Source organism: Trueperella sp. LYQ143 (genome assembly GCF_046599595.1).
GTDB lineage: Bacteria > Actinomycetota > Actinomycetes > Actinomycetales > Actinomycetaceae > Trueperella.
In genome coordinates this window covers 101,110-116,334 of sequence record NZ_JBKIWR010000003.1, presented here as the reverse complement: position 1 = coordinate 116,334, position 15,225 = coordinate 101,110, and the positions used below count along the sequence as shown (strand labels likewise).

The following is a 15,225-nucleotide window of genomic DNA, read 5'->3' as shown; positions in this document are numbered from 1 at the left end:
TTAGGGGCGGTTCTGGTGGTCTGTTTATATCTAGGGGGTGAACTCCACCCCCCCCCCCCCCCCCTCCCCCCCCCCCCCCCCGCCTGTGTTCTGGCAGGGAGTAGTGGTTATCAAGTTGGGTTGTACCGGAAGCCGAAGTCGGCGATATGGGGTTGTAACACTTGATGATTCAGCGGTATTCGGTTGTGGCGCCACGTGAGCCAGGCCGATCGCATTGTTCAGTTTGGCGAGCACAGTAGCTATGCCGTGCCTAGCGCCACACTTAACCTCCAATTAGAAAAGGGTAGACTTGCGTATATGGCATACTCTTTTTCGCGTGACCGAGTCCAATACCCGCTCACTTCTCGTATCGGAGTCGTACACGAGGTTGAACACTTGGCAGGGATATACCGCGTACATATTGATCTTCCTGAGGAGACAACAATTAAGGCACTCGGACCGACCGATCATCTTAAAATCTTCGTGGCAGATGATCCGAGCCGACGTATTGAGCTACCTCAACCGCATGCGGGGCAGCGCCCACAGCTTCCCCCTGGGGTTGTGAGCCGAGATGTGACGATACGCGAGGTAAACGGTTCTCGTCTCATCTTCGACGTGGTCAATCACCGTAGCGGACCGCTTATCGATTGGGTGCGTAATGTGCGCCCAGGAATGTCTGCTACGACCGCTGGACCGCGAGGTTCGCTGTTAGCGCCTGCTGCGCCGCGCCTATTTATGTGCGTGGATGCGAGTGCGCTTCCTGCTGCAGCACGCTGGCTGGAATGTACGTCGGCAGAAAAGATAACGCTGGTGACTCGGACGAGCGGAATTGATATTGCCCAATATCTTGGCTCAGCCTTAGCGAAACAGAATGTAACTTGGTATTCCTATGACGATCAGGCGCCGGCACGCCACATTATTGATCGGTTAGCAGGCTACAACTTTGCCGAACATTACGTATGGTGTGCCGGTGAAGCACAATGGTTGATCCCGATTCGTCGGTGGCTCCGCACCTGCCCGCAGCTTTCCCATGAGAATATTAGTGTAGAAGGGTATTGGAAACTGGGAGTCAGCGGGCATGACCATCATGCGCAGCTCGATCCGGAGGAATAAAGAACTCCTCGAAAAGTATTCTTCCTTCTTACAGCAATAACTGATAGGAAAACGGCGCAATGTTAACACTGGCGATCACCGGCGGTATCGGCTCAGGAAAATCTACTGTGGCTCAGATCTGGAAAGAAAACGGAGCTACAGTCATTGATGCCGACGCTATTGCCCGTCAGATCTTATTACCAGGATCTGAGGTCGTCGATCGTATCGTGGAGCATTGGGGAGCGGACATTCTCACTGCAGATGGGCACATCAATCGTCCAGAACTAGCCCGCCGGGTTTTTCAGGATCCAGCGGCCCGCCATCAGCTTGAGATGATAACGCATCCAGCTATTAACAAACGTGTCGATAATGAATTCGCTGCCGCAGTGCAACGAGATCCACACGGAGTGGTGATCTACGACGTGCCACTGCTCGTCGGTTCGCCTCGTCAGTTTTCCCTACATGCCAATATTGCGGTGAGCACGCGCGAAGATGTGCGGGTATCGCGTCTTATCACATATCGAGGAATATCTCGTGAGGATGCCTGTGCCCGTATCTCCTCCCAAGTATCTGATAGCCAACGTGAACAGATTGCTGACGTGGTGATTCACAATAACGGTAGCGTTGATGAGCTACGGGTCTGTGTACAATACCTCTGGCATGAATGGGTTGAGCCATTCCGCCAACGTCTAATGCAGCCGTGCCTGCCTATCCCACAGCGCTCCAAAGATGACGCATATTCTTGTGATGGCGAGCCGAATGCCTCGGGCAGTGGGGGGTCCTCGCCCACTGCTACATCTGGTTGCGCTGCTTCGCTGCCGAAGCGCCCATCGGCCAGCGTGGAATATATCGAGGACAATCCCAATACTCACGATACGGGTTTTAGCTATCTGCCTTTTGGTGCAGGTAGCGGCAGCTGTATCGCAATACGCCACGACGCCGATCTTCATATCCGCCGTCTACAGTCGTGCGGGGCGTCGGCGCATATTGACGGAGACGGTCAGATCCGCCTTGCACACCTAAGCGCAGCCCATGCGAAGAATCTGGGCTGGGTGCCCAGTTGTGCTGATTCGAGGGTATTCGTCAGTGCTAATCCGTTTTCCCTATGGCTTGCGCACAGTTGTCTATCATCTCCTAGCAAATAATTTTTTCGATACGACGTGCGGCTATTAGCCTAGAGATATGCGCCCTGTTTCAGATCTTATTCGTCATGATGCGCCTTTCCACGTCATCTCGGAGTACCGGCCCTCGGGGGATCAGCCTCAGGCTATTGCCGAGTTAACTGAACGCATATCTGGCGGGGAATCGGATGTCGTTCTTCTGGGCGCGACGGGCACCGGCAAATCGGCGACGACTGCCTGGATGATTGAGCAACTGCAACGCCCGACCTTGATTCTCGAACCGAATAAGACGCTCGCTGCGCAAATGGCAGCAGAATTTCGGGAATTATTGCCCAACAATGCTGTGGAATACTTTGTTTCATATTACGACTATTACCAGCCGGAAGCCTACGTTCCGCAAACGGATACGTATATTGAAAAAGATTCTTCTATTAATGACGAGGTGGAACGTCTGCGCCATTCCGCGACGAATTCCTTACTGACCCGTCGCGATGTCGTTGTTGTGGCGTCAGTGTCATGTATCTATGGTTTGGGAACTCCGCAAGAGTATGTTGATCGGATGGTCCAGTTGCATGTTGGCCAGCAGTTGGATCGTGACGGGCTGCTGAAGCAGTTTGTTGGCATGCAATATACCCGCAATGATATGGCTTTCACTCGCGGAACTTTCCGAGTGCGGGGAGATACCGTCGAGATTATTCCGGTGTACGAAGAGCTAGCTGTCCGGATTGAATTCTTTGGTGATGAGATTGACCAGATTATGTTGTTGCACCCGTTGACGGGCAATATTATTCGGCAGGTAGATCACGCATATATCTTCCCAGCCTCTCATTATGTTGCTGGCCCGCAGCGGATGGAACGGGCAATGCGCTCGATTCAAGCGGAACTTGATGAGCGCTTGGCTCAATTCCGTGACGCAGGAAAGCTATTAGAGGCTCAACGGTTGGAAATGCGCACATCATACGATTTAGAGATGATGCGTAATCTGGGATCATGCGCTGGTATTGAGAACTATTCGCGGCATATTGATGGGCGTGGGCCTGGAACGCCGCCTAACACCTTACTGGATTATTTTCCTGAGGATTTCCTACTGGTGATCGACGAATCTCATGTTACTGTCCCGCAGATTGGGGCAATGTATGAGGGGGATATGTCGCGTAAGCGCACATTGGTTGAGCATGGTTTCCGCCTGCCATCAGCGATGGATAACCGCCCGCTGAAGTGGGCAGAATTCTTAGAACGGATCGGTCAGACGGTCTATCTATCAGCCACTCCCGGACCCTATGAACTCAGCAAATCCGACGGTGTGGTAGAGCAGATCATCCGTCCAACTGGTCTGGTCGATCCGGAGGTTATCGTCAAGCCAACGAATGGGCAAATTGATGATTTGTTGGAGGAAATCCGAGTTCGGACGGAACGCGATGAGCGCGTATTAGTCACAACTCTGACGAAGAAAATGGCTGAAGATCTCACGGATTATCTCGTTGAACGTGGGGTGCGCGTAGAGTATCTCCATTCAGACGTCGATACCCTGCGCCGTGTGGAATTGTTGCGGGAATTGCGTTTGGGCAAATATGACGTGCTCGTAGGTATTAACCTATTGCGTGAGGGGCTCGATCTGCCAGAAGTATCACTGGTGGCAATCTTGGATGCAGATAAGCAAGGATTTTTGCGCTCCACAACCTCCCTGATTCAAACTATTGGCCGTGCAGCTCGTCATGTTTCGGGGCAGGTCCACATGTATGCCGACGAGATAACGCCAAATATGCGTCAGGCTATTGATGAAACGAACCGCCGTCGGGAAAAGCAACTTGAATTCAATCGGGTGAATGGTATTGATCCGCAACCCCTGCGTAAGAAAATCTCTGACGTTACAGATATGTTGGCGCGAGAAGATATTGATACGGCACAGTTATTAGAAGGTGGGTATCGGCGCGAGAGCACGCACAAGATTGCGCTACCGTCGCATGATGGCGAAGAGATTGAAACCCTGTTGCAGGATCTGACGGAGCAAATGCATGCAGCCGCAGAACAATTACACTTTGAGCTTGCCGCTCGATTGCGTGATGAGATTGAGGATGTTAAACGAGAGCTGCGGCAGATCCGCCAGCGTTAAGTGTCATGTGTGCTAACTGGCTATATTTCGGGGTATGCCGATATATAGATGTCGATCTTTAGTGCCGACGATAGATCGCCATGCCGGATCTTTCGCAGCTGAAAAGATGTCATTGACCGCACAGAGGAGGAATACTGCCGCTGAGATGGTAATGGGTTAGGATCGTTTCTGCGGAGGGGAGTATTCCCATGCAACATCGATTCGTCAGTACGGCCTATGCCCGGATCGTGGCCACTATGTGGCGGGAAGAGACCTCCGGTACTTCGTCGTTCGTGTACCGGAAGGTGTGTACCCTATGGTTATTTCGTCATTTATGTCAGCGGCTACTCATGGCGCAGCTCAAGCAGCGCAGGAATCAATGGTCGTTCATCCGTGGGAGTGGCTGGCATTAATTGGGCTAGTTGTCGCTATGATCGCGTGGGATCTTCTCGGTCATGTGCGTAAGCCGCATGACCCAACAATTAAAGAAGCTGCCCTGTGGTCCAGTTTTTATATCTCTTTGGCGGTTATCTTCGGTGTTGTCGTCTATCTCAAGCATAGCCCGGAGTTTGCCGCGCAATATTTTGCCGGATATTTAACTGAAATATCGCTTTCTATTGATAATATCTTCGTCTTTATTATCATTATTGCGGCCTTTAGAGTTCCCCGAATTTATCAGCAAAAGGTGCTGATGTGGGGCATTGTGGTGGCCTTGCTGATGCGTTTTGTCTTTATCATTGCCGCGGCGACGATTATCGAAAAATTCGCCTGGACGTTCTTCATCTTCGGAGCCTGGATGCTGTACACCGCCATCGTTCAGGTACGCGACGGTATCGAAGAAGAAAAGAACCGCAACAACCCCAATGCGCCCGCCGCCTCAGAGGAGTATGAACCAAATTTCGTTACTCGCTTAGCCTCTCGGGTGTTCCGCGTAACTGACGGCTACGTCGGGCAGCGTCTGGCAATTCGCCGTGGCGGTAAAACCTGGGTGACGCCACTGCTCATGTGCGTGATCTCCATTGGATCAATTGATCTGATGTTTGCGCTCGACTCCATTCCCGCTATTTACGGTCTGACGAGTGAGCCCTTCATCGTTTTTGCCGCAAACGCCTTTGCCCTTTCCGGATTGCGCCAGTTGTTCTTCCTAGTGGATGGCCTATTAGACCGACTTATCTATCTGCATTTTGGTCTAGCGATGATCCTTGGGTTTATCTCGCTGAAACTCATCTTGCATGCGTGCCACGGGGTTGACGTCCTCACTGCGATCCACGAACCTTCCCCGCTGGTATCGACGATGATTATCATGGTGATTATTATCGTCACCGTTATTGCTTCGATTATTGGGGCGCGCCACCATGCCCGACGGGTACAGCACGCCTCACAGATCGGCCCCTTTGAGCCAACCGCTATGGATCTCGGAGAGCAGGCGACGGGCAAGGAAAACCCTGATTCGGCAACAGAAACAACCGCTAACGTCAATTAGCCTAAAGAATCACCGCGTAGCATGAGAAAATCGCCATCATGCCACGCGGCGATTTTGCATATCGGTTCAGCAACACGAGGCACAAAGGCGGCGTCACCGCTAAGCGATGCGCCCACATTCAGGGCTACTGCGCTATTGGCTCTGCGTCGCGCCCTAACCGTCGGGCAATAATTGCGCAGGTGATGAGCTGAACCTGATGGAAAATAATCACCGGAACGGCGATAGCGCCAACGAGTGCCGGATCGAACAGGGCTTTAGCCATCGGCAATCCGCTTGCCAGAGATTTCTTCGACCCGCACATCAACAAAACAATCTTTTCAGCGCGCGACAGCCCGATAAGACGCCCCGCATACCAAGTACTTGCCAACATAATGGCCAACTGGATTGCTAACACAATGAGGAGCAGAACAAAACCGCCAGGGGTAACAGAGGTCCACGCGCCATCATTTGTTGCTTTAACAACGGCAGAAAAGACCACGAGAATAATCGTTGAGTTATCCGTTATTCGGGTAACTGCTCGGTGCGCACGCATCCACGTTCCAGCAAAAGGTTGGAGGCACTGCCCGACAATAAATGGCAACAGTAGCTTGATGAGCACGGATTCAATGCCTCCAGTTGAGGCATTATCTAGATGCATGAAAAGCAAGACCAGGGCTGGAGTGAGAAACATGCCCAAAATATTTGAAATCGTCGCAGAACATACCGCACTGGCAACATTGCCGCGCGCAATAGAAACAAAAGTGACGGAGGATTGAACAGTGGAGGGCAGGAGCGATAGATAAAGCAATCCGGTAGCGAACGCAGTACCGATAAGAGAGTGCGTCAGACCATATAACGCGAATCCAACCAGCGGGAACACCAGATACGTCGCTACTAAAACAGCAGCTTGTAAGGTGATATTGCGCAATCCGGCAATTACTTCAGAGGTCGGCAAACGCATTCCATAAACGAGGAAAACCATTCCCACAGCAATATCGCCGATCTCGGAAAGAACATCATTTGCACCGGCAGAAACGGGAAGAAGCAAGCCGAGAATGAGTGCCAAAATAATGCCGGTGAGCAAGAAATCCGGACGAAGATAGCGAGGTAATCGGAAACGCGAAGCCATGGTGCTACTGTAAATCAGATTACTGGCAGTGACGATATACGCATCGCGCCGGTGGCGGAATTCATGGTCATACAGTCGTATTCGGCGCGGCACTTTTCTAAACTGTGGGAGTGCATGAATATATCCACGTTCAAGGTGCTCGGGAACACAATTTACGCAATGTCTCAGTTGATATTCCACGTGGGACGCTAACGGTATTCACTGGCTTATCTGGTTCTGGCAAGTCATCCTTAGCCTTTGACACGATTTTCGCAGAAGGGCAGCGTCGCTATGTGGAATCGCTGTCGGCGTATGCGCGTCAATTCCTTGGGCAAATGGATAAACCCGATGTGGATTTCATTGAGGGATTGTCACCAGCAGTCTCCATCGATCAAAAGTCAACAAATCGCAACCCGCGCTCAACGGTGGGGACGATCACCGAAGTCTATGATTATTTGCGGCTACTCTACGCTCGAGCTGGAACGCAATATTGCCCGGTGTGTGGTGAACTTATCGCAGCGCAAAGTGCGCAGAAGATCGTGGATCGGCTGCTGGATTATCCGGAGGGGACTCGTTTTCACGTATTGGCGCCGGTGGTGCGTGGGCGAAAAGGGGAACATGAGGATGTTTTCCGCTCCTTAATAGCCGATGGATATTCGCGCGCTCGGGTGGACGGCGAACTGATTCGGCTTGATGAGATTCCGAAATTAGCAAAGACGAAGAAACATACCATTGAGGTCGTTGTCGATCGGTTAGTAATCCGCGAGGGAATCCGATCACGGCTCAATGACTCTGTGGAGACGGCGCTACGCCTAGCGCATGGGCGGCTAATTATCGAATGTGTCGATCTCGCCCCAGATGATCCGAGTCGGGAGCGCAAATTCTCGGAGTTTCGCTCCTGCCCAAACGATCACGTCCTCGATATTGAAGAAATCGAACCGCGCACATTCTCCTTTAACGCTCCCTACGGTTCGTGCCCAGAGTGCGATGGGATTGGCTTTAAGGTTCAGGTTGCCGCTGATTTGGTTGTTCCTGACGAGGATCTCAGCATTAATGAGGGCGCGATTGTGCCGTGGTCCGTCACTGCGTCGGCAACTGCTCGTGATTACCACATGCGCCAAGTTGCCGCCCTCGGGGAATCACTCGGTTTTGATCTGGATACCCCCTGGAAAGAGCTGCCAGAACAAGCCCGAGAGGCCTTGCTGTACGGCCAGGATTACACCGTGCGTATGCGTTATCGCAATCGGTGGGGGCGCGAAAAAATATACAGTTCAGGATTTGAGGGGGTACTACATTTCGTGCGCCGTAAGCACGATGAAACCTCCTCGGATTGGTCGCGCGAGCGCTATGCGGGCTTCATGCGGGATGTCACGTGCTCTGCCTGTGGGGGAGCACGGTTACGCCCAGAAGTATTGGCAGTTCGTATCGGGGAACTCAATATCTTTGAACTCACCGAGCTATCTATCGCCGATGCGTTAGAGTACATCCGCAATGTGACGTTAGGGCAGCGGGAACAGCAAATCGCCAATGCCGTTCTCAAAGAAATCATTGATCGACTCGATTTCCTCGTTACAGTTGGTCTGGATTATCTGACGTTGTCGCGATCCGCTGGGACCCTTTCAGGTGGCGAAGCTCAACGGATTCGCTTAGCCACCCAGATTGGCTCAGGGCTTGTGGGAGTGCTCTACGTTCTCGACGAACCATCCATCGGCTTACATCAACGCGATAACGAGAAACTTCTTTCGGCATTATTGCGGCTACGCGATCTAGGCAATACGCTCATCGTCGTTGAACATGACGAGGACACTATTCGCGCTGCGGATTATGTTGTGGATATTGGCCCAGGAGCGGGTGAACACGGTGGAAACGTCGTTTATAGCGGTACACCTGACGGATTAGCACAGGCCGCTGATTCCATCACTGGCGCATACTTAACGGGCGCTCGGGCCATTGCGGTGCCCAGCCAACGCCGCAGTATCGATCCAGAGAAGATGTTAACGGTACAGGGGGCGCGGGAAAATAATTTACGCACAATTGACGTGCAATTCCCCGTGGGGGTCTTTACCACCGTCACCGGAGTATCAGGTTCAGGCAAATCGTCCTTGGTGAACACGATTCTGTATCGGGTATTGGCGAATAAACTCAATCGTGCGCAAACCCTGCCGGGGCGGCACACGAAAGTCACTGGTCTGGAGCATGTCGGTAAAGTTGTCCATGTAGATCAATCACCGATTGGTCGGACGCCGCGCTCAAATCCAGCAACATATACCGGCATGTGGGACGATATTCGCAAGTTATTTGCGCAGACGGAAGAAGCAAAAGTTCGGGGTTATGCTCCGGGGCGCTTCTCCTTCAACGTCAAAGGCGGGCGGTGCGATTCGTGCGACGGAGATGGCACCTTGAAGATTGAGATGAACTTCTTGCCAGATGTGTACGTCCCCTGCGAAGTCTGCCACGGCACGCGATACAACCGCGAAACCCTTGAGGTTCACTATAAAGGCAAGAACGTCGCTGACGTATTGAATATGACCATTAGTGAAGCGCGAGAGTTCTTCTCGGCTATCCCACGGATCACCAAATATCTAGAGATGATGGAATCTGTGGGCTTGGGATATATCCGTCTTGGGCAGCCCGCAACCACGCTTTCTGGAGGCGAGGCACAGCGCGTCAAACTCGCCACTGAACTGCATAAACGCTCAACTGGCCGCACGGTCTACATGCTTGATGAACCGACGACGGGTTTGCATTTCGAAGATGTGCGCAAATTGCTTTCTGTCCTGCAAGAACTGACGGATAAAGGCAATACCGTCATCGTTATTGAACATAATCTGGACGTTATTAAATGTTCGGATTGGTTAATTGACCTCGGTCCAGAAGGCGGGCGCAATGGGGGAATGGTGATTGCCGAGGGGACCCCCGAGGATGTAGCACGTGTGGCGCAGTCGCATACCGGTCAATATATCCGGCCCATTTTGGAACGGGCAGGGACGCTCCATGGCTGATCCGGCTGACTATCGCCCGCGTACTGGTGATATTCCGACCCAGCCAGGGGTGTATCGCTTTCTCGATGACGAAGATCGCGTCCTATATGTGGGAAAAGCAAAGTCGCTGCGCAATCGGCTACAAAACTATTTTCAAGATCCGGCTGGATTACATCCGCGTACTCGACAGATGGTATTCAGCGCTTCTCGCGTTGAATGGGTGATTGTTGGCTCAGAAATTGAGGCATTAACGCTGGAGTACGCCTGGATTAAAGAGTTTTCTCCGCGTTTTAACGTTATGTATCGGGATGATAAGTCCTATCCCTATTTGGCGGTGACGCTGCGCGAGGAATATCCGCGCGTGATGGTCACTCGTGGTGCACACCAGCGCGGAAATCGCTATTACGGCCCATACACAAAAGTGTGGGCCGTGCGTGACTCGCTTGATCTGCTGTTGCGCGTTTTTCCCGTTCGCTCATGTACGTCCGGGGTATTTCGTCAGGCACAACGGGCAGGGCGGTCGTGCCTGCTGGGCTACATTGATAAATGTTCAGCCCCATGTATTGCTCGAGTCTCGGCGGAGGAACACCGCCAGATTGTTAACCAACTCGTCCATTTTCTTGACGGCACCGGCGAGGAATTGATTAGCGAAAAACGTCAAGGGATGGCTGCGGCTGCGGCGAGTCAACAGTATGAATTAGCCGCAAAACTACGTGATGAGGCTGCTGCGCTAGAGACTATTGCGGAGCGGAACGCCGTCGTATTCGATTCAGATGTGGATGCAGACGTCTTTGGTTTGCAGTATGACGAGTTGGAAGCCTCAGTTCAGGTATTTTTTGTGCGCGGTGGTCGTATTCGCGGGCAGCGTGGCTGGATTACAACGATTGAAGATGAAGATGCCGCAGGGCTTATTCAGCAGCTTTTACTCCAGGTTTATGGTGAATACGCTGCTGGGAATTCTCGGACGGCTCCGCGCAGTCATGCCCGCTCGGTTGACGATATTGCGCATACCGCGACGGCAGCTATTCCTCGCGAGATCTGGGTACCAGTGTTGCCGGTTGATGACGCCGCTGTGAGCCAGTGGCTCACTCAAATCCGAGGTGCGAAGGTGCAGATCCGTACCCCGCAGCGCGGGGTAAAAGCGAATCTGATGGGGACCGTTCACGAAAACGCGGTGCAGGCCTTACAGCGGCACAAACTCGCGCGCTCGGGTGATTTAACTGAGCGTTCGCAAGCCTTGGAGGAATTGCGTGTCGGTTTGGGGCTGCCCCGAGCGCCATTGCGGATTGAGGGCTACGATATTTCGCACACTCAGGGGACGAATCAAGTCGCATCGATGGTGGTTTTTGAAGATGGTTTAGCGAAAAAGAGCGACTATCGGCACTTTATTATCCGAGGAGCAGACGGTTCTGGTGCCCGAGATGACACAGCCGCTATGGATGAGGTGTTGCGTCGGCGCCTGCGTCGGCTCGTTGCAGATACATCGCTGAGTAATACTCAGGTTGATGGTGATGACCCACATGATCTGTTGCATATTGCGAGATCAGCAGATACGCATCTTGCAGTGGGAGATAGCCCAGCCCTGCCCCAGGAATCAACCGACCTATCTCAATCAACTGGGGCAGCTACATCGCCTGAAAATGCAGAAATATCCGAGGCAACCCCGCGCCGGTTCGCCTACCGACCAGATCTCATTGTGGTTGATGGGGGATTACCTCAGGTTAATGCGGCGCAACGAGTGGTTGACGAGCTTGGTGCAGATGTTTGCGTCATCGGTTTGGCTAAGCGATTAGAGGAGATATGGCTACCCGGCGAAGAGTTTCCGGTTATTCTTTCGCGCTCTTCGCCGGCCTTACGTTTGCTACAGTATCTGCGCGATGAATCCCACCGTTTTGCCATTACCTTCCATCGGAAGAAACGCTCTCAGGCGATGCGGCGCTCAGTATTGGATGACATTGCGGGCTTAGGGCCGGTAAAACAGCAGGCGTTACTCAAGCGCTTAAAATCGGTGAGTCGGATTAAGGCTGCCAGCGAAGATGATTTATGTGCCGTGCCCGGAATCGGCCCACAGCTAGCTCAAACGATTTACCAATTTTTCCACCCGTGAGGGGGGAGCGCACGGCGAAAAAGAATGGCACGATAGAACTATGGATATTATCCCGCACGAGCACATTAACGATACGAGCAAGATTCCACGGATTGTCCCGCAGCTTGACCGCGAAGCGGTGCTCCCTCCGGTGGATGTCCCAGAGATCATTATTATCACTGGTATGTCTGGGGCGGGGCGTACTCGAGCAGCAGCGACGCTGGAGGATCTCGGATGGTACGTCGTTGATAACTTGCCACCCCGTCTGCTTACGGCCTTAGCTGGGTTGATGAGCCCGGCAGCTGGGGGTGTGAGCCAGTTAGCTGCTGTGGTTGATGTGCGCTCTCGCGGATATTTCCGTGAATTTGTCGAAGTGCTTGATAGCTTACAAGAGCGCAATCTTGACTATCGCATTATTTTCTTGGACGCGACAGATGACGTTCTGGTGCGCCGATATGAGTCCGTGCGGCGTCCTCATCCACTGCAAGGCGATGGGCGACTGCTAGACGGTATCGTCCATGAACGGCATTTGCTTAAAGATCTCCAACAGCGGGCAGATATTTATATTGATACGAGTAATTTGTCGGTGCATGATTTAGCGCGAAAGCTTCGCTCTAGCTTGGAACACGCAAAAGATGCCGGGACGCATGTGACAGTGATGTCTTTTGGCTTCAAATACGGGATTCCGTTAGATGCCGATCACGTGGCAGATGTGCGGTTTTTGCCTAATCCCTACTGGGTGAGCGAATTGCGGCATCTCACTGGTAAGGATCAGCCGGTGGCAGATTTCGTCTTGCATATTGCTGGAGCGGAGGAATTCATCACTGGCTACACCAAGGTCTTGGAGCCAATTTTCTCGGGGTATCGGCATGAGCTTAAACCTTATGTCACGATTGCGTTCGGGTGCACGGGAGGAAAACACCGCTCAGTGGCAATGGCAGAAAAATGCGCCCAGATTATGCGCGATAATGGTCATTCCGTGCGAGTAATGCATCGCGATTTAGGTCGGGAGTAGCGATGCGTGAGCGACGTGGGGCGCATGGGGCGAAGGTCGTTGCCTTAGGCGGCGGGCATGGGCTCTATGCTAGTTTGCGGGCTTTGCGGCTACTGACGAGGAATCTCACTGCGGTTGTGACGGTTGCCGATGATGGTGGCAGCTCCGGGCGTCTGCGCGAAGAGTTCGATATTTTGCCTCCCGGCGATCTGCGCATGGCTTTGTCTGCCTTATGTGATGACGGGGAGTGGGGGTTGACCTGGCGCGATGTGCTGCAATATCGTTTTGCCTCCGATGGTCCTCTCAATGGGCATTCTCTAGGGAATCTGCTACTGACCGGGGTATGGGATTTACTTGGCGATTCCGTTGAGGGTCTCGATCTCGTTGGTCGCTTATTAGATACCAAAGGGCGCGTTGTCCCGATGGCGGCAACCCCGCTGCGCATTGAAGCTGACGTGCTAGATGGAACGCAGACCCGTCGCGTCGTCGGGCAAGTTGCCGTGGCCTCGTCGGATAACGAAATCTCGAAAGTGTACGTCTTTCCAGAGAATCCGCCAGCTTTCCCGCAAGCATTGAGCGCGGTTCATGAGGCTGATTGGGTAATTTTTGGTCCTGGATCGTGGTACACCTCCGTCATTCCGCATCTGCTGGTACCGCAATTGCATGAAGCGCTGCGCAATACTGCGGCTCGACGCGCGCTGGTTATTAATTTGGTTCGAGATAGCGAAACAAAAGGTCTATCTCCGGCCGATCATATTCGATCTTTCCATGAACATTCCCCAGATTTACGCCTGGATGCGATCATTGTGGACGAAGATTCGGTCACGGATTGGGAAGATCTTTCGCACGCGGCTTCTGAATGTGGGGCAACTATCCACAGTGCCTCGGTGCGCTCTCGCCATAATGAAGCGTGTCACGATAGCCTGCATTTGGCGGCCGTTTTTCGAGAGCTACTCGACTCCTAACACTGATTACCGATATATTAACGACTCGTGCGGATTACTTGCGCGTGTGAACTATGAGGAGGATGTATGCCCGCTCTGACTGGACTCGTGAAAGACGAACTGTCGACGGTTGTTCCGCAATCCACCTCGTCGCTATCTGCAGAAGTGGCGATCATATTCCGATTCTCTGGTGGTCTGCAGATCAATAATGGTGTCGTATCACTGCAGGCAGAACTTGAGCATCCGGCGGTTGCTCGCCATTTGTGCGAGCTAATCAAGCGGCTTTTCAGTATCGACGCCGATTTGGTAGTTGTGCAGAATCCGGTTCGCCCAGGTAATACCTATGTGGTGCGTATTACGACCAACGGGGAGCGTATTGCTCGCCGTTTAGGCCTGCTTGATCCGCATGGTCGTCCAGTTCGTGGTATCCCGCCGCAGATCGTTGCGGGATCGAAAGCTGATGCTGCTGCCGCGTGGCGTGGAGCGTTCCTTGCCCGAGGAAGCCTCATCGAACCTGGTCGTAATTCTTCTCTGGAAATCGTGTGCCCCTCCTTAGAAGCGGCCTATGGCATTGGAGGTTTGGCTCGTCGGATGGGAATTCCGTATCGGGCACGGGAGGCTCGTGGCGCTTTCCGCATCGATATTCGAGAAGGGGATGCGATCTCCGATATGTTGACCCGCATGGGCGGTAACGACGCAGTGCTGCGATGGGAAGAGCTGCGCACTGAACGAGAAGTATTGGGGCAGGCAAACCGATTAGCGAATTTTGATGACGCCAATATGCGCCGTAGTGCAGATGCGGCAGTAGTTGCGGTTATTCGAGTAAAGCGAGCCTTTGAGATTCTCGGTGATGATATTCCGAAGAATTTACGAGAAGCTGGGGAGTATCGCATCGAGTATCCGGATGATTCGCTTAATATGCTGGGAGATCGTCTCAAGCCGCCGGTGACGAAGGATGCGGTCGCCGGGCGTCTGCGTCGGCTCAATACGATGGCTGATAAGCGTGCTGCCGAATTAGGTATTCCAGATACGATGGAAGCCGTTAACCGGATGCAACGCGGGCAATAAGTTCCGAGAGCGCAGGTAAGCGCTTTTCACGATAAGAGTACCTGTTATCTGCATGCGGTGCGCTTACCGGTGGATCTGGCTCGCGTATCCTATGAGCATTACCAGTCAAAAGTGATATTTCATGAGATCGGCTATTTTGCTGAGTGTGAAACACGCGGCAGCAATTGCCTAAGGTCCCTATAGTTCACGACCTTTTCGAGGTAGAATCGGTACGAAACGATGGGCGTCAGTGAATACGCTGAAGTCATCGTTGCGGGAGATTCCCGTTCAGATATCGACGACGTGTGGCACGTCCACA

Annotated in this window: 10 protein-coding genes; 9 read left to right on the top strand and 1 reads right to left on the bottom strand. The window is 52.8% G+C overall.

Annotation, left to right across the window (positions count from 1 at the left end):
- The first annotated feature begins 297 nt into the window (after positions 1 to 297).
- From ACLHIL_RS02450 to ACLHIL_RS02435, 4 genes are all read left to right on the top strand, one after another.
- Positions 298 to 1,092 (top strand): siderophore-interacting protein, encoded by a 795-nt coding sequence (locus ACLHIL_RS02450; RefSeq protein WP_411296356.1) that lies wholly within the window; start codon positions 298 to 300, stop codon positions 1,090 to 1,092.
- 59 nt (positions 1,093 to 1,151) lie between these two features.
- Positions 1,152 to 2,216 (top strand): dephospho-CoA kinase, encoded by a 1,065-nt coding sequence (gene coaE / locus ACLHIL_RS02445; protein ID WP_411296355.1) that lies wholly within the window; start codon positions 1,152 to 1,154, stop codon positions 2,214 to 2,216.
- Positions 2,217 to 2,253: 37 nt separating this feature from the next.
- The gene (uvrB, locus tag ACLHIL_RS02440) at positions 2,254 to 4,305 is read left to right on the top strand and encodes an excinuclease ABC subunit UvrB (RefSeq protein WP_411296354.1); all 2,052 of its coding nucleotides are present in this window, start codon (positions 2,254 to 2,256) and stop codon (positions 4,303 to 4,305) included.
- A gap of 358 nt (positions 4,306 to 4,663) precedes the next feature.
- Positions 4,664 to 5,767: a TerC/Alx family metal homeostasis membrane protein gene (locus tag ACLHIL_RS02435; protein ID WP_411296363.1), complete on the top strand. Its 1,104-nt coding sequence runs from the start codon at positions 4,664 to 4,666 to the stop codon at positions 5,765 to 5,767.
- Positions 5,768 to 5,891: 124 nt separating this feature from the next.
- Here the strand turns inward: ACLHIL_RS02435 and ACLHIL_RS02430 are convergent, their stop codons facing one another.
- Positions 5,892 to 6,875, bottom strand: a complete 984-nt coding sequence (locus tag ACLHIL_RS02430; protein WP_411296353.1) for a bile acid:sodium symporter family protein — start codon at positions 6,873 to 6,875, stop codon at positions 5,892 to 5,894.
- 110 nt (positions 6,876 to 6,985) lie between these two features.
- Between ACLHIL_RS02430 and uvrA the strand changes: the two genes are divergently transcribed.
- The 5 genes from uvrA to whiA all read left to right on the top strand — a co-directional run bounded on the left by uvrA (position 6,986) and on the right by whiA (position 14,927).
- The gene (gene uvrA / locus ACLHIL_RS02425; RefSeq protein ID WP_411296352.1) at positions 6,986 to 9,856 is read left to right on the top strand and encodes an excinuclease ABC subunit UvrA; all 2,871 of its coding nucleotides are present in this window, start codon (positions 6,986 to 6,988) and stop codon (positions 9,854 to 9,856) included.
- The gene (gene uvrC / locus ACLHIL_RS02420; RefSeq protein ID WP_411296351.1) at positions 9,849 to 11,942 is read left to right on the top strand and encodes an excinuclease ABC subunit UvrC; all 2,094 of its coding nucleotides are present in this window, start codon (positions 9,849 to 9,851) and stop codon (positions 11,940 to 11,942) included. Before uvrA ends, uvrC begins: the two co-directional genes overlap by 8 nt.
- A gap of 40 nt (positions 11,943 to 11,982) precedes the next feature.
- On the top strand, positions 11,983 to 12,936 hold the full coding sequence (rapZ, locus tag ACLHIL_RS02415) for an RNase adapter RapZ (protein WP_411296350.1): 954 nt from the start codon (positions 11,983 to 11,985) through the stop codon (positions 12,934 to 12,936).
- A gap of 2 nt (positions 12,937 to 12,938) precedes the next feature.
- On the top strand, positions 12,939 to 13,880 hold the full coding sequence (locus tag ACLHIL_RS02410) for a gluconeogenesis factor YvcK family protein (RefSeq protein WP_411296349.1): 942 nt from the start codon (positions 12,939 to 12,941) through the stop codon (positions 13,878 to 13,880).
- A gap of 66 nt (positions 13,881 to 13,946) precedes the next feature.
- The gene (whiA, locus tag ACLHIL_RS02405) at positions 13,947 to 14,927 is read left to right on the top strand and encodes a DNA-binding protein WhiA (RefSeq protein WP_411296348.1); all 981 of its coding nucleotides are present in this window, start codon (positions 13,947 to 13,949) and stop codon (positions 14,925 to 14,927) included.
- Positions 14,928 to 15,225 lie beyond the last annotated feature (298 nt).